General features: G+C 37.6%; 20 protein-coding genes. 7 read left to right on the plus strand and 13 right to left on the minus strand.

Annotated features, from left to right (window positions below):
• Positions 1-31: 31 nt before the first annotated feature.
• Positions 32-1,501 (minus strand): beta-barrel assembly-enhancing protease, encoded by a 1,470-nt coding sequence (gene bepA, locus FCS21_RS10895; RefSeq protein WP_246047181.1) that lies wholly within the window; start codon positions 1,499-1,501, stop codon positions 32-34.
• 64 nt (positions 1,502-1,565) lie between these two features.
• The gene (locus FCS21_RS10900; RefSeq protein WP_138623291.1) at positions 1,566-2,174 is read right to left on the minus strand and encodes a hypothetical protein; all 609 of its coding nucleotides are present in this window, start codon (positions 2,172-2,174) and stop codon (positions 1,566-1,568) included.
• A 258-nt stretch (positions 2,175-2,432) separates the two neighbouring features.
• On the opposite strand from FCS21_RS10900, the gene FCS21_RS10905 reads away from it, so the two are divergent.
• Both FCS21_RS10905 and FCS21_RS10910 read left to right on the plus strand, forming a co-directional pair.
• On the plus strand, positions 2,433-2,690 hold the full coding sequence (locus FCS21_RS10905; protein WP_138623293.1) for a sulfurtransferase TusA family protein: 258 nt from the start codon (positions 2,433-2,435) through the stop codon (positions 2,688-2,690).
• 12 nt (positions 2,691-2,702) lie between these two features.
• Entirely contained in the window at positions 2,703-3,788 is a 1,086-nt protein-coding gene (locus FCS21_RS10910) for an AI-2E family transporter (protein ID WP_138623295.1), read from the plus strand.
• 80 nt (positions 3,789-3,868) lie between these two features.
• Here FCS21_RS10910 and bcp read toward each other — a convergent pair whose 3' ends face one another.
• Together bcp and FCS21_RS10920 are read right to left on the minus strand one after the other, a co-directional pair.
• Positions 3,869-4,342: a thioredoxin-dependent thiol peroxidase gene (gene bcp, locus FCS21_RS10915; RefSeq protein WP_222927967.1), complete on the minus strand. Its 474-nt coding sequence runs from the start codon at positions 4,340-4,342 to the stop codon at positions 3,869-3,871.
• 186 nt (positions 4,343-4,528) lie between these two features.
• A complete protein-coding gene (locus tag FCS21_RS10920) occupies positions 4,529-5,056 on the minus strand; it encodes a glycine cleavage system transcriptional repressor (RefSeq protein ID WP_138623297.1) in 528 nt (175 codons plus the stop codon).
• Between the two features lie 248 nt (positions 5,057-5,304).
• Between FCS21_RS10920 and bamC the strand changes: the two genes are divergently transcribed.
• Positions 5,305-6,468 carry an NlpB/DapX family lipoprotein gene (gene bamC / locus FCS21_RS10925; protein ID WP_138623299.1) on the plus strand — a complete coding sequence of 388 codons (1,164 nt, stop codon included), beginning with the start codon at positions 5,305-5,307 and terminating at the stop codon, positions 6,466-6,468.
• A 129-nt stretch (positions 6,469-6,597) separates the two neighbouring features.
• Here bamC and FCS21_RS10930 read toward each other — a convergent pair whose 3' ends face one another.
• The 7 genes from FCS21_RS10930 to FCS21_RS10960 form a co-directional block, all read right to left on the minus strand.
• Positions 6,598-6,795 (minus strand): hypothetical protein, encoded by a 198-nt coding sequence (locus FCS21_RS10930; RefSeq protein ID WP_138623301.1) that lies wholly within the window; start codon positions 6,793-6,795, stop codon positions 6,598-6,600.
• Between the two features lie 28 nt (positions 6,796-6,823).
• Entirely contained in the window at positions 6,824-7,537 is a 714-nt protein-coding gene (locus FCS21_RS10935) for a M15 family metallopeptidase (RefSeq protein WP_138623303.1), read from the minus strand.
• Between the two features lie 121 nt (positions 7,538-7,658).
• Positions 7,659-8,117: a nucleoside deaminase gene (locus FCS21_RS10940; RefSeq protein WP_138623305.1), complete on the minus strand. Its 459-nt coding sequence runs from the start codon at positions 8,115-8,117 to the stop codon at positions 7,659-7,661.
• Positions 8,118-8,350: 233 nt separating this feature from the next.
• Positions 8,351-9,559 carry a succinyl-diaminopimelate desuccinylase gene (gene dapE, locus FCS21_RS10945; protein WP_138623307.1) on the minus strand — a complete coding sequence of 403 codons (1,209 nt, stop codon included), beginning with the start codon at positions 9,557-9,559 and terminating at the stop codon, positions 8,351-8,353.
• A gap of 61 nt (positions 9,560-9,620) precedes the next feature.
• Positions 9,621-9,974: an arsenate reductase gene (locus FCS21_RS10950; RefSeq protein ID WP_138623309.1), complete on the minus strand. Its 354-nt coding sequence runs from the start codon at positions 9,972-9,974 to the stop codon at positions 9,621-9,623.
• A gap of 553 nt (positions 9,975-10,527) precedes the next feature.
• The gene (pta, locus tag FCS21_RS10955; RefSeq protein WP_138623311.1) at positions 10,528-12,648 is read right to left on the minus strand and encodes a phosphate acetyltransferase; all 2,121 of its coding nucleotides are present in this window, start codon (positions 12,646-12,648) and stop codon (positions 10,528-10,530) included.
• A gap of 35 nt (positions 12,649-12,683) precedes the next feature.
• A complete protein-coding gene (locus FCS21_RS10960; RefSeq protein ID WP_138623313.1) occupies positions 12,684-13,892 on the minus strand; it encodes an acetate/propionate family kinase in 1,209 nt (402 codons plus the stop codon).
• Between the two features lie 272 nt (positions 13,893-14,164).
• Between FCS21_RS10960 and FCS21_RS10965 the strand changes: the two genes are divergently transcribed.
• A complete protein-coding gene (locus FCS21_RS10965; protein WP_246047183.1) occupies positions 14,165-14,683 on the plus strand; it encodes a DUF412 family protein in 519 nt (172 codons plus the stop codon).
• A gap of 77 nt (positions 14,684-14,760) precedes the next feature.
• On the opposite strand, the gene rlmA is transcribed toward FCS21_RS10965, so the two are convergent.
• Together rlmA and xthA are read right to left on the minus strand one after the other, a co-directional pair.
• Positions 14,761-15,576, minus strand: a complete 816-nt coding sequence (rlmA, locus tag FCS21_RS10970) for a 23S rRNA (guanine(745)-N(1))-methyltransferase (RefSeq protein WP_246047185.1) — start codon at positions 15,574-15,576, stop codon at positions 14,761-14,763.
• A 12-nt stretch (positions 15,577-15,588) separates the two neighbouring features.
• Positions 15,589-16,395, minus strand: a complete 807-nt coding sequence (xthA, locus tag FCS21_RS10975; RefSeq protein ID WP_138623317.1) for an exodeoxyribonuclease III — start codon at positions 16,393-16,395, stop codon at positions 15,589-15,591.
• A 411-nt stretch (positions 16,396-16,806) separates the two neighbouring features.
• Here xthA and FCS21_RS10980 point away from each other — a divergent pair, with 411 nt between their 5' ends.
• The 3 genes from FCS21_RS10980 (at position 16,807) to FCS21_RS10990 (ending at position 19,752) form a co-directional block, all read left to right on the plus strand.
• Positions 16,807-17,523: a winged helix-turn-helix domain-containing protein gene (locus FCS21_RS10980; RefSeq protein ID WP_138623319.1), complete on the plus strand. Its 717-nt coding sequence runs from the start codon at positions 16,807-16,809 to the stop codon at positions 17,521-17,523.
• Positions 17,524-17,631: 108 nt separating this feature from the next.
• Complete coding sequence (locus FCS21_RS10985; RefSeq protein WP_138623321.1) at positions 17,632-18,930, plus strand: ATP-binding protein; 1,299 nt, start codon at positions 17,632-17,634, stop codon at positions 18,928-18,930.
• Positions 18,931-19,059: 129 nt separating this feature from the next.
• Positions 19,060-19,752, plus strand: coding sequence for a VC2046/SO_2500 family protein (locus FCS21_RS10990; RefSeq protein ID WP_246047187.1), 693 nt, complete (start codon positions 19,060-19,062; stop codon positions 19,750-19,752).
• Positions 19,753-19,797 lie beyond the last annotated feature (45 nt).

The following is a 19,797-nucleotide window of genomic DNA, read 5'->3' on the forward strand; positions in this document are numbered from 1 at the left end:
CCACTATATTGAGCAATGATACCGTATAGTACTATAACCGCTTTAAACGGTTTTCTTGCTCTTGTAATTGTAAAATACGCGCTTTGACTCTTTTCTGCATTAACGGTTGTTCTTCAAGAAAGTTATAGCTGGTTTGTAACTCATCTATCGCTTTGGGATATGCGCCTAGTAAAGCCAGTGCTTCAGCTTTGGTCATGTGCATTAATCCTATTTTATCCTGAGAGCGATATAGCGTTGTTAATATATCATAAGCAATAAAGTTACTGGGGTTGACTAATAAGAAATCTTGTAATATTTGAACAGCAAGATCATAGTCTTTATTGGCAAGTAATGCATTAGCATAATTTAAACTCACCACTTGATTATTCGGCATAAACAAGTTGAGTTGTTTAAGCATGTTAATTGCTTTGTTGGTTTGGTTATTAGCGATATAGGTATCGGTTAACGCATCAACATAAAATAAATTATTAGCATCACTTTGCGCTAAACTCTCCAGTAGTTTTATTGCTTCATTGACTTGCTTATTTTCAAAGTAAGCCAAGGCTAAACCATATTTTGCAGCAGCTTCAAGCGCATAACTTTTTTGCTTTAATTGCTGAGTAAAAAAGCTAATGTTTGATCTAGCATCGCCTTGATAGCGTGCTTTTAAGCGAGCTTTAGTCAGTTCAAAGCTTAAGCTCGGTGGCAAAGGTCTAACCGGATAGTTTAGTGCACGTTGGCGAGCTTCAGCAATACGCGATTCTGGTAATGGATGGGTAAGCAACATTGCTGGCGGCTTGCTAGCATAACGATATTTTGCAGACATTTTACTAAAAAAACTGGCGGCGCCTTGTGGATTAAAATCACTACTGGCTAGTAAGGCAATACCCACGCTATCGGCTTCTTTTTCATTACCACGCGTATAGTTAATACTTGCTTGTTGTGTCGCGGCCATACTTGCACTAAGCGCGGCCATACCTACTGTAGGATTAACTAAGGTAAGTAATATACTCGAGAGCATTGCCGCCATGGTTAAACTTTGTGTTTGACTTTGCGACTCAAGGCGGCGGGCTAAATGGCGCTGGGTAACGTGTGAAATTTCATGAGCAATAACAGAGGCTAATTCACTTTCTGTGTCAGCGGTGGTGATTAAACCACTGTGGATACCCACATGACCACCAAAAAAGGCAAAGGCGTTTAACTCATTATTATTGATAATAAAAAATTCAAAAGCATAATTAACGCCTTGAGCATTTTTGACTAAGGTATTACCTAAGTGATTGATGTATTCAATCAAAACAGGGTCTTGAATGATGGGTTGTGAGCCACGTAATTGACGCATCATCGCTTGACCAATTTGTAACTCTTTATCGGTTGATAATATGCTGTAACCTGAAATTCCGATGTCTGGTAACTTATTTTTATTGGCAGCGTTATCAAGAGCACCTGCATTAAAACTAGTGATGGTAGCAATACCTAACACTAGTGCTAAGGCAGTGAACATTGGTTTTGGGTTAAACAATATGACATCCTAGGAACAAAGTTGTAGCTAATTTAAGCGTGATAGCAATAAAGATACATGATTGTTAGCTGTCCATGTTAAGAATATCACCGTTTTTTCTCGCAATCTCTTGATAAAATTCAGCAAGGTTATAACCTCTGACCGTTATAATCTCAAAAGATTCGCTTAATATTCCAATTAATTTTTCAACTTTGTAATGGGCATACTTTAACAGCGCTATATCGGCGTCATCACCACTTTGGAAACAGTAAATAGCGAAGGCAATAAAACTATTAATACGAAACAGTATCTGCATTTTTTCAGGTAACCAATTATTAAAAGGACAATTACCTTGGCTAATCATATGTGGCGTTACTGCTTGACCATCAATCGCTGGGTAACAATGTAAAGCGTAACCTATGTCGTTAAACTCGTGGCGCAATATAATTTGTGGTTTTTTATTTACTCTAAGACTACCATCAGTATTTTTATCTGCGCCTAATAACGTTAAGTTCCAAGTGTTTGGGTTTAATATTTGTTTATATGCACTATCAAAACCGTGCGTCAGTATGCCATCTAAATCACCTAGTGAAGAAGATATCATATGATAAATAGCGGAAACATCGCCCCAATTAATTTTCTTTTTATACGCATTAATTTCTTTTAAATTAGCGTTTTGGCTTAATGTCGTCATTTAATTCTCGCTAAGTATTCAATAAATCAGTTCGATTGGTCTAAGTTGGTTTTAGTCATATTTCTATATAACATTTATACGTATAAAAACCGATGTTGCTCAAGTATAGTTCTGTTGTGAAATAGCGGTTCATTACCGCTTAAACCCAATACTTTACATGGTAACGGTTATAGAGGTACGTTATGATAACTCGAATATGCACAATTGATTAATTGTCGCAAATTAGAGAGTCAAACTAAAGAGTTGTTTACGTTTTTTATGATTTATAAATATGATGGTAAAGGACAAAAATGTCCTGTGCCTTTAGTTAATTTACGCTTTTTGCTGAAGAAAATGCATCAAGGTGATCAATGTATTATTTTAATTGATGATATTGGCTCCATAAACGATATTCCCAAATTATTAGATAAATATAATTACTGTTATCAGGCACAAACCATTGATGATGGTGCTGTGGAGATACAGATTGAAGCGCCTTCAGCAAAAACTAATGCAAAAGTTAACGCAAAATTTTAAGAATAGGTAATTATGTTTAAGTTATTTAAAGATTGGTATACGCGTAAGTTTTCTGATCCGCACGCAGTTACTCTCGTTGTTATTTTAACCTGTATAGCGTTGTTTATTGCTTTTTTTAGTAGTTTATTAATGCCAGTCTTTGTCGCCATAGCGCTGGCTTTTTTGTTAGACTTACCTGTTAATAAACTTAGACAACACTCAATATCACGCTTAAGTGCTACAATAGTGGTGGTGGCTACTTTTCTCGGTTTTTCGTTATTAGCGGTGTTAGGGTTAATGCCCATTATTTGGAAACAAAGTAGTAACTTACTACAAGAAGTTCCTCATATGATCAGTCAAGGACAAGACTACTTATTAACGTTGCCAGAAAAGTATCCTGACTTTGTTGATGTTACCCAAATTAAAACCTTTATTGCTATGGTTAATAATAATTTACTTGAGTGGGGACAAGTCGCCTTAAAAGCATCACTCAATTCTATTTCAGATATTGTCGCGCTGATGGTTTATTTAATTCTGGTGCCGTTAATGGTGTTTTTCTTTTTAAAAGACAAAACTGAGCTAATGAACAACATTACGCATTTTTTACCAAAAGAGCGCAGAATGGCCATTAAAGTAAGCCAAGAAATGAACCAACAAATTTTGAATTATATCCGTGGTAAAGTGATTGAAATCATCATTGTTGGTACCTCTACCACCATCGCCTTTATGTTACTTGACTTACAATATTCATTACTACTCGGGGTATTAGTTGGCTTATCAGTACTTGTGCCTTATGTGGGTGCTACTGTGGTGACTATTCCCGTGTTGTTAGTGGCTCTTTTTCAGTTTGGGTTAAGCAGTGAATTTGGCTACGTTATGCTCGCTTATGGCATAATTCAAGCTATTGATGGCAACGTGATTGTGCCATTACTTTTTTCAGAGGCCGTTAATTTACATCCAGTTATCATTATTATCGCGGTAATATTTTTTGGTGGTTTATGGGGTTTTTGGGGGGTATTTTTTGCTATTCCGTTAGCCACATTGGTCAAAGCCGTGATCAATGCTTGGCCTTCAATACCTGAGTTAGATTCAGAAAATAAAAGTGAAGCACAGGTTTAATCATTAAAAAACCTAAGCGATATTATTTCGCTTAGGTTTTTTATTAGTTCAATTATGGGTTAAGTTATATTACTGAAATACTATTGATCCAACTCATTTAATACAGCTAAAACAACCTCGTGATGATTTTTGGTTTTAAACTTATTGAACACATGTTCAATGTTACCCTTTTCATCAATAAGGAAACTTGTGCGAACAACACCCATATTTTCTTTACCCATGAATTTTTTCAATTGCCAAACATGGTACTTTTCACAAACACTGTGATCTTCATCAGCAAGTAGTGTGAAGTTAAGCTCTTGCTTATTAATAAAATTAGTTAACTTTTTGGGGGTGTCAGGGCTTATACCTAATACAACTACATTATGAGCATCTAATTCAGCTTTAGTGTCACGTAGCCCTTGAGCTTGTACTGTACAACCCGGTGTGCTTGCACGAGGGTAAAAATAAAGTAGTGCTTTTTTCCCTTTTAGCTCAGATAAAGTTACAGGGATACTGTCTTGATCTAAGAGGGTAAAGTCAGGAGCTATTTGACCTACTTCGATTGCCATCATGTTATTCCTTTTGATTTATTAGGTGTTTAAATAGGTATTGAAAAATTTATGCTTACTTGTTTCTTTTGTGACGTATGCCGTATAGCTTACCTCTGAACTATTTTGAATGCTCAACAATGTTAATGTTAGAGATGTTAAATCATTCTGTCTAGGGTAAACAATAAAGCAGGAGATAGCATGTTGCCATTATAATAAATTAGTCGTCGCCTTTTTGATACAACCTTGTACGCCAGTTTGCTGACATAATTCCAAGAAATCACGCTCTAGCTGGTCAAAACTAATTTTTTCGGTTAAAGCAAATAATATATTGGCACTCATATGGTTGTTTTTAGGGTCTATGGCTGACTTTAACGAGGAAATGTCTATTTTACGTGTAGCAAAAAAAGCAGTCATTGATTTTAAAATGCCGGGTTGGTCTATACCAGAATACTCTGCTTGATAATGCTTTACTAAGTCAAACGTTCTGTGACCAGAGGTTCGCTTCATCATGGTGATTAAGTCTAAACTATGCGCTAGTTTAGGCAGTCTTGCTTCAATTTTATTTATCGCTCTACTATCACCAGTCAATAACATGATAAAAGAAAATTCAGAGCCAAACAGCGCCATTCTGCTGTCTAATATATTACATTCGCATTCACTTGCTAATTTAGTTAATTCACTAACACAACCTGTTCGGTCTGATCCCATCGCTGTTAGCACTAAATATTGTGGCATGTATTGCGCCTATGTTGTTAAGAAAGCGGCATTGTAACTGATCACAATTAAAGTTGGAATCATCTTACATTTTTGTGGTCATATCACTTGTGTTTGTAAAAACAGCCAAGTACCATGAGCGCAGTATTAGCCCTGTCTTAATGTCACTTTTCTTTTAGTCGTTTTATAGTCGCTTTTAATAGTTTTAGTCTTTTTTTAGTAGGTTAGTTGGGTGGTCAATATTTATAACCCAAGCCACAGGAGTTTTAATGAGTTGTAGAGCATTTTATTTATCACTGTTAGCCTTGTCACTAACCGCCTGTAGTGCTGGTAATAATAAACAAGCGCAAGGCAGTTTTGATTATCAATATAAACCAGAAACTAACGATTTGGTGATCCCCGAAAATTTAAATAAACCCAAACAAGCCAATGATTTTTTTATTACCGATAAGATAAATAATCAAGGACCCGTGGGGGAGGACATGGATATCCGTGCACCGTCATTGGTTATGCCTATTGCTGCTTCTTCGCGTGTTGTTAATGAATCTAATATTGCTATTATTTGGTTTGATAAAGTATTAGAAGATAAAGAGCTATTACCCTTTATTGAAAATGTTGTGAAAGCGCAATTAGTAGAAGATAATGTGTCTTATCACTACATTGAAGAAGATATTGAAACGACTTTAAGTAAAGTCACTGAAGGTACGACTAGTTTAAAAGATACCACTATTAAGCGAGCAGGCATTAAAACGGCCATTATAGAATCAGACTGGTATCATAATGAAGTGGATGCGGGTTGGATTTTTACTGAGATTCAATCGTCTAAAAGTTTACGTTTTCGCTATCAATTATTAGCTAAAGCGCACGGGCGTAGTGTCTCATTACGTGTATCATTAGTTGATTTTTTGCAAACCGATGAAAAAGGTGGCAGTAAAACTATGGATCCTATTGACAAACAGCGTGCTGAAAAAGCCATGCTCAATGAGTTAATAGCCGCCGTTGATTATAATTATCGTGTTCAACAACGCGCTGACCGCTTAAAACGTGCTAATCAACAATTAGTTACCATTGGTAAAAATACGGCAGAAGAAGAAGCCTATATCATTGAGATGGGCTTAGATTCCTTATGGAGTAATATGCCACTGTTCTTTGAAAAGCATGGTTTTACTATTACCGACTTGAACGAAGATAAAAAGATTTACTATGTTGAGTTTGTTAAACCTGAAATTAGTATGTGGGATAGTATTTGGGGTGATAACGTACCCGTTATTGATGTTAGTGACGCACATTACCAGTTTGTTTTAGCGCCAGTTGATGATACAACTACCTCGGTGTCTATTTATAACGCAGACGGTGAACCATTAACTTTTGAAACATTAGAGCGAATATTCCCTGTTGTTGAAAAAGGATTATCGTTTAGAGATATATTCTAAAGAGCTACTTTGCTGTGCAAGCTAGCAGACATAAAAAAACTCCATTTATTGGAGTTTTTTTATGTCTTTTTTTAGGCTTTATTTATAGTTAATCGTTAAAAGTAACTTAGTAAGTATTGATTTAATTCGTTATTTACTTTGATATTTTGTTTTTTCGATAGACTGCATTTTATGAGCACTTCGATTACTTCTTGGAAGTGTTTCTGTGCGGTCGTTTAAACTTTTTTCGCGCATTTTCTGTGTTGAGCTCTTTTTGAGTATGCTCAAGTCGCCTATGACAACAAAGACTATTATTATTACGATAACAATAGCTAACCAATTTTCCATTTAAGTGCCTTATGCTTGATGAGGGAGTTTATTTTGGCAGTATAACATTTGTTGGTGCGACACAAACATTATTAATATAGCGCTTTGCTATGTCCGCTATGTTTTCAATAATCACTTGCTTGCCTAATATGTCACTGTTTTTTAGCGCTTGTGCTAATGAATCAATATCGAAAGCTTGTTGGTACTGTTTTGCAAGCGGTAGGTAAGATAAATGCCAAGGCTCTTTAGCGACTCCCCCTTGAAAAATGGCATAAGGGAAATAAAAGCCAAAATGGTGGGCATGTTGCTTAAGCCAAGTTGACAAAAGCGCTAATGGTCCTTGCTCATGATATTCCCAGGGTTCAAGTTGTAATTGATAGTTTTTGGGTAATATATTTGGCGCATAAACATCAATATCACACCCCCAGTGATGACGGCTGGCGCCTGGTAATGCAGAGTAAAGTAAAATACTGTGCACTAGCTCCAGTGGTGATAAGTGTTTAGGCTCAATGATTTCACCATTACTATTTTTAATCGGAGTCTTACCTGAAAATTTGTTATTCCATAAGAGTAATTGTCGGTCAAATGAACGAAAGCCACTGGCAATGGTGAGCTCAATATTTTCTGTTTTAGCGGCATCTACCATAGCGGTAAAGTCAGCTTTCATATGTTGATGAATGGCAACTCGTTCTGATAAGTAACAAAGGTGTTCTTCGGTTTGTCCTAGCAACTGGCCTGAATTTATTTGAGTGCTATATTGCATTGTAATAAAACCTTTATAGCTAAGGGAGTATTATTAACGACGTAGGGAGATAAGTAGTCATAATCATGATAAAACTGTGCTTTAGGTACCCTCTTTACAGAGCAGTACCTAAAGCAAGCAATTACCCACCCACTTTGTGAGCATAAAGTTTGAAAGGTTCATCTTGCTTTGGCAAAGGTAAATGTTCAACTACCGCACCTTGGCTGCCAAAATCTTGTTTCATGCGAGCATAACCATCTGCTGTTGAATAACCAAAAGGGCCTCCAATTTCATCATCAGCACAAAAAATTACCCGCTCAACCCCTGCATTGACCATAGCCGCCATACACATTGGGCAAGGTTTACCACTGGCGTATATAACACTGCCTGGATGAGAGCCTCGACCTTGCTCACGACTGGCTATGCGCAGTGCTTGTATTTCAGCGTGAGCTGTTGGGTCGTGATCAATATGGGCTTGATTCATAGCCTCGGCAATCACTTTACCATCTAGAACCATAACAGCGCCGAACGGTTCTCCGCCTAGCGTTACACTTTCTTTAGCCAGTTCAAGGGCTCGTTTCATCAAGCTTTCATCGTTCATCGTTTATTCCTTTATAATGCAGGGTATTGCAACTTTCTCGAGGTAGTGTGCAATAACAGTTGTTAAGTTATTCCCCTATTTTTATTTACTTAAGTTGTCGTGTTGACAGTAAAAATAGGGACTAGCTAACGGTGTTTATTATCTTTTGCTGTGACTTTACCAAGCTGCCCTTTTAAATGGCTTGATAGCTTTAAATACATCTTAGCAAATAACACCCTAATAAAACGCTATCTTCAGGTTTTCTCTGGGCACAATACATTTATTAAACAATGATAATAAATATCTACGAGTTGCTCTAAGTCGCGACAAGAAACAGATTCATTAACTTGATGAATAGTGGCGTTACAGGGGCCAAGTTCAATGACTTGGGCGCCTGTTGGTGCAATAAATCGACCATCTGATGTACCACCTGAAGTAGACAGCTGTGTTTCTTTCCCCGTCACAGTTAAAATGGCTTGGCTAACAGCGGTTAAAAAACCGGGCTTTGAATCAACAGGCTCAATTTTAGTGTGCTCAGTAATAAAGGGCTTACCGTTAAATGTCCACTTAATACTGTAATCAAGCTGATGTTTATCAAGAATTGACTCCACTTGCTCAACAATCATCTGATCGGTTAATTCAGTGCTATAACGTAAATTAAATAACGCCTTAATATGACCAGGGACAACATTGGTGGCACCAGTACCCGCATTAAGATTTGATAATTGAAAGGTAGTCGCAGGAAAATAATCATTACCATTATCCCAGGTGACCTGGCTTAATTCTGTTAACGCAGGCATTGCTAAATGAATAGGATTTTTAACATGCTCAGGATAGGCAACATGGCCTTGCTTACCCTTAATATCGACTTCTGCTGAGATAGAGCCGCGTCGACCATTTTTTACTATATCACCAACGGTATGAGTGCTTGAAGGCTCACCTACTATGCAATAAGTTATTTTTTCATTACGCGCTTCTAAGGTATCAATAACTTTAGTCGTACCGTTGATAAATGGGCCTTCTTCATCACTTGTTATTAAATAAGTAATCGCGCCTTGATGGTCAGGGTGATTTTGCACAAAACGCTCTGTCGCCACTATCATTGCAGCCAAGCTCCCTTTCATATCTGCAGCGCCACGGCCATATAACATGCCATCAATAATGGTTGGTTCAAAGGGCGGTGTATGCCATAACTCAAGGTTACCCGCAGGTACTACATCAGTATGACCAGCAAAACAAAAAACAATATCCTCTTGTTTATTGCTTTTACTGCCGTTGCGCCGTGACCACAGGTTAGTGGTGTCAGCAAATATCATACTTTCATTGGTAAACCCGATTTTTGCTAACCGTTGTGCCATGAGCTTTTGACAACCTGCATCTTCGGGCGTAACAGAGGCTCTAGCCATTAATGCTATGGCTAGCTCGATAACTGCGCTTTGACTTTTTTTTTCTGTTTGGCTCACAAGGACTACCTTTGCTTATGTTGTAATATTGCGCTAACACGCTGTTAATATTGTAATGTTATTAATTTTTTGCAGAGAAAATAGCTTGATATTGTTCAGCTTTAAACCCCAAATGTAGTTCTCCATCTAATGGCAGCAATGGTCTTTTAAGTAGGGTAGGTTGCTCAAGTACGGCGGTAAACATCACTTCATCAGTTAAGTTGTTTTTTACTGCTTCAGGTAGGTTTCTAAAGGTTGTACTGCGCTTGTTTAACAATAATGACCAATCACTTTGATTAACAAATTGTGTTAGTAACTCAGCGGTTAACGGCTGTTTTTTAAAGTCGTAAAGTTGATAAGCTATGTTATTTGCTTCAAGCCATTTAGTTGCTTTTCTAACGGTGTCGCAATTTTTTATGCCGTATAAGGTGATCATATTTAAAAGCTCCTGTGTAAATGTTGATTGTTATCTTGGGCGTTAACAGTGATTATTTTTTGAAGTCAAGTTAGTCATCATTGCGCCACTACTTATGACTATATTATCAGATGTTAATTGTGATTATTAGTCAAGAGTGGCTTGCCGTAAGTTAACTTTAACCTTTGCGAGTTTTCTCATTCTAATTGGACATTATTAATCAGAGTTGTTTGAAAATACAGTTAATCAGAGCTAAATCATGTAAAGTCGTTGTTTACAAGTGTTTTATCTACTTTTTAACGTAAATAAGGACTAGTTATCTTTAGTTTTTCTATCCACAAAACCTGTGGATAGAATTGTGGGTAATGCGTAGTTAACTGACTTTGCCTTTGAAATATAAGGGTAATTTTGTTAGTACGTTTTTTGTCTAGCTAGCGTTTAAAGAAGGTGTCGTGGGATAAGTGATTAAAATGCACAGTTGACACGTTTTAGCGAGAAAAATAATCTTAAAGAGCGATAGAACTTGTTAAAAACTTAATTTTATGAGTTTTAACATGTTCTATCGGCTTTTTATTTACATACTTGCCTGTATTGCTGTTAAGGCGATGGTATAAACAATATCATCGACTAAGGCACCACGAGATAAGTCATTTACCGGTTTATTCATCCCTTGCAACATCGGTCCTATGCTAACTAAATCAGCAGAACGCTGTACTGCTTTATACGTGGTGTTACCGGTATTTAAATCAGGAAAAATAAATACCGTTGCTTTACCAGCTACTGGGCTATTAGGTGCTTTTTTCTTTGCGACATTTTCCATAATTGCGGCATCATACTGCAGTGGACCATCAATAATTAGATCAGGTCGTCTTGCTTTGGCAATTTCAGTCGCTTTAACGACTTTTTCAACATCAGCGCCGTGGCCTGAACTCCCCGTGCTGTAGCTGATCATGGCGACGCGTGGTTCAATATCAAATGCGCGAGCTGAGTCTGCTGATTGAATGGCAATATCGGCAAGCTGTTCGGCGTTAGGTTCAGGGTTAATCGCGCAATCACCGTAAACAAGTACTTGATCAGGCAACAACATAAAGAATACTGATGATACTAAAGCGCTATCAGGAGCTGTTTTAATTAACTGCAAAGCAGGTCTAATAGTATTTGCTGTGGTATTTATTGCGCCAGAAACAAGGCCATCGACCTGACCTAGCTGTAACATCATGGTGGCTAGCACTACATTATCTTGTAAACTCTCTAAAGCAATAACATCGGTTAACCCTTTACTTTTACGCAGCTCCACCATAGGCCCCACGTAATTCTCTCTAATGACATCGGGATCTGTTATTAGCAAGTTATCAGGTAATTCAATGCCTTGATTTTCAGCAATTTGTAGTATTTCTTCTTTATTACCTATTAGTTGACACCTAGCTATTTTGCGCTCGCAGCAAATTGCTGCAGCTTTAATAGTACGGATGTCTGTGCCTTCAGGTAAGACTATTAATTTATTAGCTTTACGCGCCAGTTCAGTTAATTTATGTCTAAAAGCGGGCGGTGATAATAGGTTATAGGTATTATTTTTAGAGGTAAGACTTTCAAGCCAATCAGTACTTAAGTTATCAGCAATATATTGTTTTACTTTATCTTGGCGTTGGATGTCGTCTTGAGGTATTTCAGGATTATAGTTCATTATATGGCGCGATGTTTGCCATGTATCAGATTGCACGGATAAAACAGGTAGACCAGCGTCCAGTGCTTGTTTACATAAATCTAAAACTTGCGCTGATGGCTCAAAACCATTAGTTAAAATTAACCCGCCTAATTTTGTCCCGTTTAACGCCGATAAGCAGGTCGCGATAATAATATCAGTGCGATCTCCAGGAGTAACGATAAGACGGCCAGGCACTAAGTAACTCATTAGGTTTGCTACGGTTCTCGCACAAAAGCTGACGCTTCTAAAACGACGATGCGCCATGTCCCCAGCATTAATTATGGTTGCTTCAAGGTAATTGCTAATATCACAAACACGCGGCGCGATAAGATCTATTTCCCACATTACCGTGCCAAGTAGCTCAAAGTGCCTTCCTTTGAAAATGTCTAAATCGACCCAGCTTTTTAAGTTAAAATCGCTGCCTATTTCTTCTTCTTTAGGTAACAACCCATATTCGTCTTGATCAGGACAGTTTAGTTTGTTGATAATACAGCCAATAAGGTGTTTGTTTTTTATGCCACCGTAGGTTTCTGCACTGACTTCAAGGCGATCTTCAAATTCACCTGCACTGTCATTACCTGGGCTCGCTACTAAAACAATATCTGCGCTAAGCGCTTGTGCAACATCGCGGTTAATTCGACCTGCGTAGGGTTGTCTTGGTGTGGGTACTAAACCTTCGATAATGATAACGTCATGATCTGCTTTAAAGGCGTTAAAATTAGCTACAATTTCTTCTAACACAACATTGTGTAGACCATCGCCCATTTTTTCTTCAACATAACTTAGTGATACACTGCTGCTATTTTGAGATAAACGAATGGCATCAATGGTTTTATTTTTCTTGGCTAAACTATTACGTGACGGCTGACTAATGGGTTTGAAGTGACCTACTTTAATGCCCTTTTGCTGACAAGCATGCAATAAGCCTAATGAGACACTGGTTAAGCCGACACCTGAGCCTACAGGGATTAACATAATTCTATGAGGCATAACTTAACTCCTATGTATTTGTCTTAATATGCGCATTACTGTACTACTTTACTGAGTAATTGCGCTGATTGCTCTGCAATGACCCACTCTTCATTAGTGGCTATTACCCAACAAGCTCTTGCATTGTTTTTAGCAATATTACCGGAAACGCCAAAGCGAGTTAGTTGATTTTTTTCTTCATCTAAATAAAAGTTTAATAAACTGAGTTGATTCACTATTTCAGTGCGAACCCAGCTTGAATTTTCACCAATGCCTCCGGTAAATATAAGACCGTCTAATTGCGTTAAGCTAGCACTGTAAGAGGCAATTGTTTTAGCAATTCGGTAGCAAAAAACCGTTAACGCTAAGGTTGCTTGGGCATGATTATCGTTTTGCATGGCATTTTCTAAGGTACGACAGTCGTTACTAAGACCTGATACACCTAACAAGCCACTCTCTTTATTGACTAGCTTATCAACGTCGGCAATAGAATAGCCTAAGTTTTCAACTAGGTGAAAAATAATACCGCTGTCGATATCACCACAACGTGTGCCCATCATAACGCCTTCGCCAGGTGTCATGCCCATACTGGTATCAACACTTTTCCCCGCTTTAATGGCGGTAACACTACAACCATTACCTAAGTGTGCACTAATGAAATTACACTGTTCTAGCGGTTTATTTAACTGTTTAGCAGCTTGGGTCGCCACAAAGTAATGACTCGTCCCATGAAAGCCATAACGTCTAATCGCATGTTTTTTATATAAAGAGTAGGGCAGACCATACATAAATGACTTGTCTGGCATGCTTTGATGAAATGCGGTATCAAACACAACTACTTGAGGCAGGTTTTTAAAGGCAAGTTGACACGCTTTTATACCGATTAAGTTAGCGGGGTTATGCAATGGTGCTAATTTAGCTAATTGTTTAATTGCCTGCTCTACCTCGATAGTAACAAGTGTTGGTTGAGAATACTTTTCACCGCCATGCACAACACGATGGCCGATGGCGCTAATATCATCAACTAAATGATGTTGCTCTAGCTGTTCTACTAGCACAGCAAGCGCTGTTTGATGGTTAAAAGGCGCAGCTAGCTTGTGTTGTTGTTTTGTACCATTATCAATGTTGAGGGTTATGATAGCCTCACTAGAGAGTAAACATTCTGCTAGACCTGATAATAGTGTTTCACCACTTGTGGGTTTTATTAACGAAAATTTAACTGAGGAGCTACCGCAGTTTATCACTAAAATTGCTTGAGTATTAATAGTGCTTCCCCTAAACGAGTGTTGGATGAGTTTTTTGTCTTTAAAAAGAGACCATATTTAAATAAAGGTTAACCATTATTTAAATATTAAAAAATCATAGGCAGAATAATAATTATCTTATTATACTAACGACAGCAGTTAAATATATTGATGCAATGCAATAAAAAATTGTTTACGTGTATTATTAAGTATTGTTTAGATCATAGACTATCGTTATTTTCCACTATAGATAGTGCTAACTTTTACTAATAACGACTAGCTGGTATAATTATATGATGAAACTTTCCGTTGTACAGCTCATTAAATTAGGGCAAAAATACTTATCACTGTGGCCTGAAAAGCCAGAGTTAAGGAATTACTTTGAAGAGTACCAAGGTGTGCAAAGTGCTCGCTTTGTCTGTCGATACTTTCCGGCGTTAGCGTTATTTACGGTTATTATGCAGCTTTATCTGACCTCAGGGTATCATTTAGGTCAAGGCTCTGTCAGTCATGCTATCGATGCACTACCGCAAGCCTTAGTGTATGGTTTGTTTTTATTGAGCTTACCGATTCAAGCACTAGTTTTTTCAGGCGTTAAAGCCGATAAACTGTTATCACCTTCTTTAGCGTCTTGGTATCACAGTCGTTTAGCAAAGATTAAACAGCAGGGTAATCAAAGCGATGCCAAACAAGGTGATTATAGCAGCACTACGGGTGATAATAACAATGCCCTAGCTAATTTAGCCACTTACAAGCCTCGCTATATTGATCTTGCGCAACTGTTACAATTAACTTATCCAAACGCTAAATAAAGACAACAATAACTATTTTTATAGCGGGTTATTATTGTCTTTATTTAGGGGGTATTTAGTTTTTGAAGTTTTGCCACTTACTTTTGATATAAACGCAGCACAAAATCAGCTTGGCAAGTAAAGTGTGTTTGCTGTGTTAATTGGCTAATTAATGTTTCACTTGCTTTAAAGGCAAAAGGTGTCATCGCTAATAAATTGAGCACATCGTCACTGTTAGTAAAGTCCATTGAGTAATTTAAACGTTGCTCTTCAACTAACGTTAATTGCTCAATGACTTGTTTGCTGGTGTCATGCTTATTTGCTTGGCGATATATTAACGACTTAAGCTCAAACAAGTGATTATCGGCCGGTGTTACCGTTAATAAATAAGCATTTTTTTGTAAAATACGGGTAAATTCGTGCTCTAAGATAGGTGCGTATACACTATATAGCCAGCCAAATTGCTCATCTATAAAAGGTAAATCTGACAGCGTAGCGACGCTAAAAAAGCATTCCTGATAGCGCTTTGCCGCTATTTTTATGGTTTCTTTAGCAATATCTACCCCGTAGACGCTGTTGTGTTGTGTTTTATGCTGATGAGTATAAAACCCTTCACCGCAACCAGCATCAAAAACTGCAGCGCTTTTATCGCCATATTGATGATATAACGCCAGCATACTGTCAACTAAAGGTTGGTAATAGCCTTTATCTAAAAATGCACGTCTGGCCTGTACCATCGCTTTGTTATCACCTGGGGCTTTTGAGTGTTTAAACTGCACAGGTAATAAGTTTACATAACCTTGCTTTGCTTGATCAAAACTATGGTTGTTTTTACAACGATAACTTTTCTCATTAAGCAATAAAGCTTGCTGGCAAAGAGGGCAGCGGTATTGTGCTAATTCTGTGATACCCATGAACAATACACCTTATGAAAATGTTGACCAAATAGGGGCATGATCAGAAGGCTTTTCAATACCTCGTAGCTCATAATCAATATCAGCTTCAATACAATGCTTTGCCATATTTGGGGTTGCTAATACCACATCTATACGTAGACCGCGATTGTTATCAAAGCCACGTGAACGATAATCAAACCAAGAATACCGCTCGGTTGTATCAGGGTGTAACTGACGGAAGGTATCAATAAAGCCCCAGTCCATTAGAGTTGTTAACCATTGACGCTCTTCAAGTTGAAAAGAGCACTTGCCGCTTTTTAACCAACGTTTACGGTTTACCTCACCAATACCAATATCTAAGTCAAGTGGTGAAATATTAATATCACCCATCACCACGATATTTTCATCATTTGCGTGGTTCTCATTAAGGTAGGTCATTAAGTCTTGGTAGAATTTTCGTTTGTAAGGGAATTTAGTTTCATGGCTAATGTTCTCTCCTTGTGGGAAATAGCCATTTAACACAGTAACTTTTTCACCGTTATTATTGGTTGTTGTCACCATAATCATCCTACGCTGCGCTTCATCGTCATCGCTAGGAAAACCACGCTGTACTGTATCAGCTGCTTTTTTACATAACATGGCAACACCATAATGTGCTTTTTGGCCATGAAAATACACCTGGTAACCCATGGCTTCAACCGCCTCTAGCGGAAAAGCTTCATCATGCACTTTAATTTCTTGTAAACCAATAATATCAGGTTGATGCTTGTCGATAATAGCTTGTAATTGATGAAGGCGAGCACGAAGGCCGTTAATATTAAAAGAGATGATTTTCATAGAGTTCCTACTGGCTTTTAGTAAAAATTTAGCAAAGCATAACGTTATATGTTGCTTGGCAATACCATGCCTATAAATTAAGGTAATGATCTTGCTTGTTTATCTATAGTCTCGCAAGGTTTATTTTATACTGGCTGTTATAAAATGTAATTTTACCGTAACAACAGGTAGAACCTATTGTTTAAACATAATAACTTGTTTAAGCTAACCTCAAATTAGCACCATAATATAACAAACTGCCAATGCAGTTATTAGTTACCGTTAGTCGTTGCCATTATCAACTGCAGCTATTAATTCAGTGATTAGTCAGGTCATTAGCGATGAAGTTAATACCATTATTTTAGTACCGTTATTGTAGTGCCGTTAATCTCGGTTGCTATTTTATAGCAGGTAATAAACAAGGAAAAGAATATGCCAGATAGCAACGCCAACGTAAAAAAAATATTACTGGTTGAAGATGACCGTCAATTATCCGATTTAGTGACAGACTTTTTAACCAGTGAAGGCTTTCATGTTAAACAAGAGTTTCGTGGTGATACCGTTACTAAGCGAGTAAAACTATTTTCTCCTGATCTTATTATTCTTGATGTAATGTTACCGGGTAAAGACGGTTTTGGTGTGTGTCGCGATTTACGTCCAGACTTTACTGGCCCTGTATTAATGTTAACAGCAAAAAGTACTGACTTTGACCAAGTACTTGGCTTAGAAATAGGCGCAGACGATTATGTTATTAAACCGGTGGAACCTCGCGTATTATTAGCACGAATCAATGCGTTATTACGCCGAGGCGAATTACCTAATCAGAGTGAAGATAAAGGCGAAATCACCTGTGGCAGCTTATATATCAATAAAGCATCGCGTAAAGTAACGCTACAAGATGAAAATATTGATTTAACCAGTCAAGAATTTGATTTGTTATGGTTACTTGCCGGTAAGGCGGGTGAAGTACAAAACCGTGACTATATTTATAAAGCAGTTATAGGTCGTGAATATGATGGTTTAGACCGAAGTGTTGATGTGCGTATTTCTCGTTTACGTAAAAAACTACATGATAGCACCGACACACCTTTTAGAATTAAGACAATTTGGGGGCAAGGTTATTTATTTGTGCCCGACGCTTGGAGCTAGCCTAAAGCAAAGTGTATGTTAGTCACTAAAATAGATAGGCTTTGTTACTTCTGTGTAACAAAGCCTTTTTGTTAAGCGTTTATTGGATCTTTTAAATAGGGTAAGTTAATGAAGTTAGGCCGTTCTTTTTTTAATCTTTATTTCTTTATTATCTCCACGTTCATTATTTTTTCTTGGGCGCTTGATGAAGTGTGGACTTCTTACCTTGAACAAGATATTGAATCGTATACCGGTTATAAAACCATGATGATGGCATTAGGGGATTACACCCAAAAACATCCTCAAGATGAATGGGAAGAAATCATTGCTGGTGCAGGTCAGCGCTGGGGACTACCTTTAAAGTTAAGGTCGTTAGCTGAAGTTGAAGCCATTGATCATACAGACCATAACACCTTAACTTACTCTAATACCCACATATATTACTTCGATGGCAATGTTGTTTTACATTACTTACTCGATGGCTCTGACTCTGTTATTACCTTAGGGCCAGCAAAAATGCCAACTAGACCAAGGGTTAAAGCGACGTATCGAGTATTGATTCTTGCTACCCTAGGCTTCGTTATTTTTATTTGGTTGTGGCCAATGTCCCATGACTTAGAACAACTTAAGAAAGCGACTAAAGCCTTTGGTCAAGGGCAGTTCGACAGTAAAGCCCCTGAAGCTAAATCAACCATGATAGCGCCGATGATGTCCTCTTTTAATATGATGGCGGCGAGGATAAGACGGCTAATTGAGGCGCATAAAGAATTAACTAATGCTGTATCACATGAGCTAAGAACTCCCTTAGCGCGAACAAAGTTTGCTTTGCAAATGCTTGATACTATTAAAGATGATGAGAAAAGAGAAAGGTATCAACAACAAATAAAAAGTGATGTTTGTGAGTTAGAAGGGCTCATTAATGAAATGCTTATTTACGCTGCCTTTGACAATGACAAGCCAGAGCTTAATTTTACCAGCACCAATCTTAACGAATTAGTGACATTACAAATAGCTAACCATGAACAATTTGTTAGTTCAGTAGAGTTTATTAATAAACTACCAGATAATTATGTCTGTTGTGATGGTCACTTTATTGACAGAGCGGTTAATAATTTTATTAACAACGCCATTAAATACGGTAATGATAAAATTAGGATAACGCTGTCATTAGAAAATGAACACTGCAAAATATGTGTTGAAGATAATGGCGATGGCGTTTCTAAAGAATTGAAACAAGTAATTTTTGATGCTTTTTCACGTGGCGATCAATCGAGAAACCGAGAAACTGGTGGCTTTGGTCTTGGTTTAGCTATTGTCGCGCGTATTATGGAGTGGCATCAAGGGTATGCCTCGGTTGGCGATAGTGAACTAGGTGGTGCTTCATTTACCTTATCTTGGCCGATTAAACCTAATAAGCTAACGAGTTAAGCGATAGGTTTTGAGGATAAAGCTGGATAAGCTCATTTATTTTTAAATTTATTACGGTATCGGCTAAATGTTTTTTACTACTAGCCGATAACTTATTTATCAAGGCACCGATAAATAAGAGATAAAGCATTGCCAGCAGGACTTTCACAACCATTTTCAGCAACTAATTTGTCACAACGTATCTCACAAAGTAATAGTGTGGATGCGGCAAATAATAGTGCTGGACAATTGGCTGCTGACTTTTCCTCATCAACAGCATTACTGCATGAGTTACAGCTTGGTGAGCAACTCAATGAAAGTGTCGTTCAGTCACGACGTGCAGATTTTAGCTTAATGCTTGCTATGCTCGCTGAAGATGTGCGTGAACAAAGTCAATTTTTATTACCACAAGCGCAACAAAAATTGCCTGCTGATGTGACGAATCGCTCATTAAGAAAGCAATTTAACCTACCGGAAGAAGCCTCATTAGCGTTATCGACGTTAGATGAGTTAAGTCAATTTAATCAAGTACAAGCTATTGTTGATAACAGTTTAGCTACCTTACAGTTAACAAACGCTATGCAGCCAAGACCACTAGCATTTCGTGATGATAAAAAGCATATTAATAGCAATGTGTTACATAACACCAGCTTATTTACCCAGCTTAAATATAAACAAGCTGCGCTAATCAATCAAGAACTGGATCGTTTGTTACAAGCACGCGAAGAAGCAGAGATGGTCATAAAGAGTGATAAACCGCTGAGTAAGCCATTAACCTTTAATGCCACGGCGTGGTTAGATAATATTCAACAATCTATAATTCAAGCGCCACTAGTTAGTTAAAGGCACGCTAACATAGACGACAAGACTATACTTTAAAATTATAGC

It is taken from the genome of Colwellia ponticola (genome assembly GCF_005885605.1).
In the GTDB taxonomy this organism is placed as follows: Bacteria; Pseudomonadota; Gammaproteobacteria; order Enterobacterales; family Alteromonadaceae; genus Colwellia; species Colwellia ponticola.

Excerpts from the sequence above, each read along its gene's own strand:
- FCS21_RS10900 (WP_138623291.1), bottom strand. The coding sequence starts at position 2,174 with ATGACGACATTAAGCCAAAACGCTAATTTAAAAGAAATTAATGCGTAT.
- FCS21_RS10905 (WP_138623293.1), top strand. The coding sequence starts at position 2,433 with ATGATTTATAAATATGATGGTAAAGGACAAAAATGTCCTGTGCCTTTA.
- FCS21_RS10910 (WP_138623295.1), top strand. The coding sequence starts at position 2,703 with ATGTTTAAGTTATTTAAAGATTGGTATACGCGTAAGTTTTCTGATCCG.
- bcp (WP_222927967.1), bottom strand. The coding sequence starts at position 4,342 with ATGATGGCAATCGAAGTAGGTCAAATAGCTCCTGACTTTACCCTCTTA.
- FCS21_RS10920 (WP_138623297.1), bottom strand. The coding sequence starts at position 5,056 with ATGCCACAATATTTAGTGCTAACAGCGATGGGATCAGACCGAACAGGT.
- bamC (WP_138623299.1), top strand. The coding sequence starts at position 5,305 with ATGAGTTGTAGAGCATTTTATTTATCACTGTTAGCCTTGTCACTAACC.
- FCS21_RS10930 (WP_138623301.1), bottom strand. The coding sequence starts at position 6,795 with ATGGAAAATTGGTTAGCTATTGTTATCGTAATAATAATAGTCTTTGTT.
- FCS21_RS10935 (WP_138623303.1), bottom strand. The coding sequence starts at position 7,537 with ATGCAATATAGCACTCAAATAAATTCAGGCCAGTTGCTAGGACAAACC.
- FCS21_RS10940 (WP_138623305.1), bottom strand. The coding sequence starts at position 8,117 with ATGAACGATGAAAGCTTGATGAAACGAGCCCTTGAACTGGCTAAAGAA.
- FCS21_RS10950 (WP_138623309.1), bottom strand. The coding sequence starts at position 9,974 with ATGATCACCTTATACGGCATAAAAAATTGCGACACCGTTAGAAAAGCA.
- pta (WP_138623311.1), bottom strand. The coding sequence starts at position 12,648 with ATGCCTCATAGAATTATGTTAATCCCTGTAGGCTCAGGTGTCGGCTTA.
- FCS21_RS10965 (WP_246047183.1), top strand. The coding sequence starts at position 14,165 with ATGATGAAACTTTCCGTTGTACAGCTCATTAAATTAGGGCAAAAATAC.
- rlmA (WP_246047185.1), bottom strand. The coding sequence starts at position 15,576 with ATGGGTATCACAGAATTAGCACAATACCGCTGCCCTCTTTGCCAGCAA.
- xthA (WP_138623317.1), bottom strand. The coding sequence starts at position 16,395 with ATGAAAATCATCTCTTTTAATATTAACGGCCTTCGTGCTCGCCTTCAT.
- FCS21_RS10980 (WP_138623319.1), top strand. The coding sequence starts at position 16,807 with ATGCCAGATAGCAACGCCAACGTAAAAAAAATATTACTGGTTGAAGAT.
- FCS21_RS10985 (WP_138623321.1), top strand. The coding sequence starts at position 17,632 with ATGAAGTTAGGCCGTTCTTTTTTTAATCTTTATTTCTTTATTATCTCC.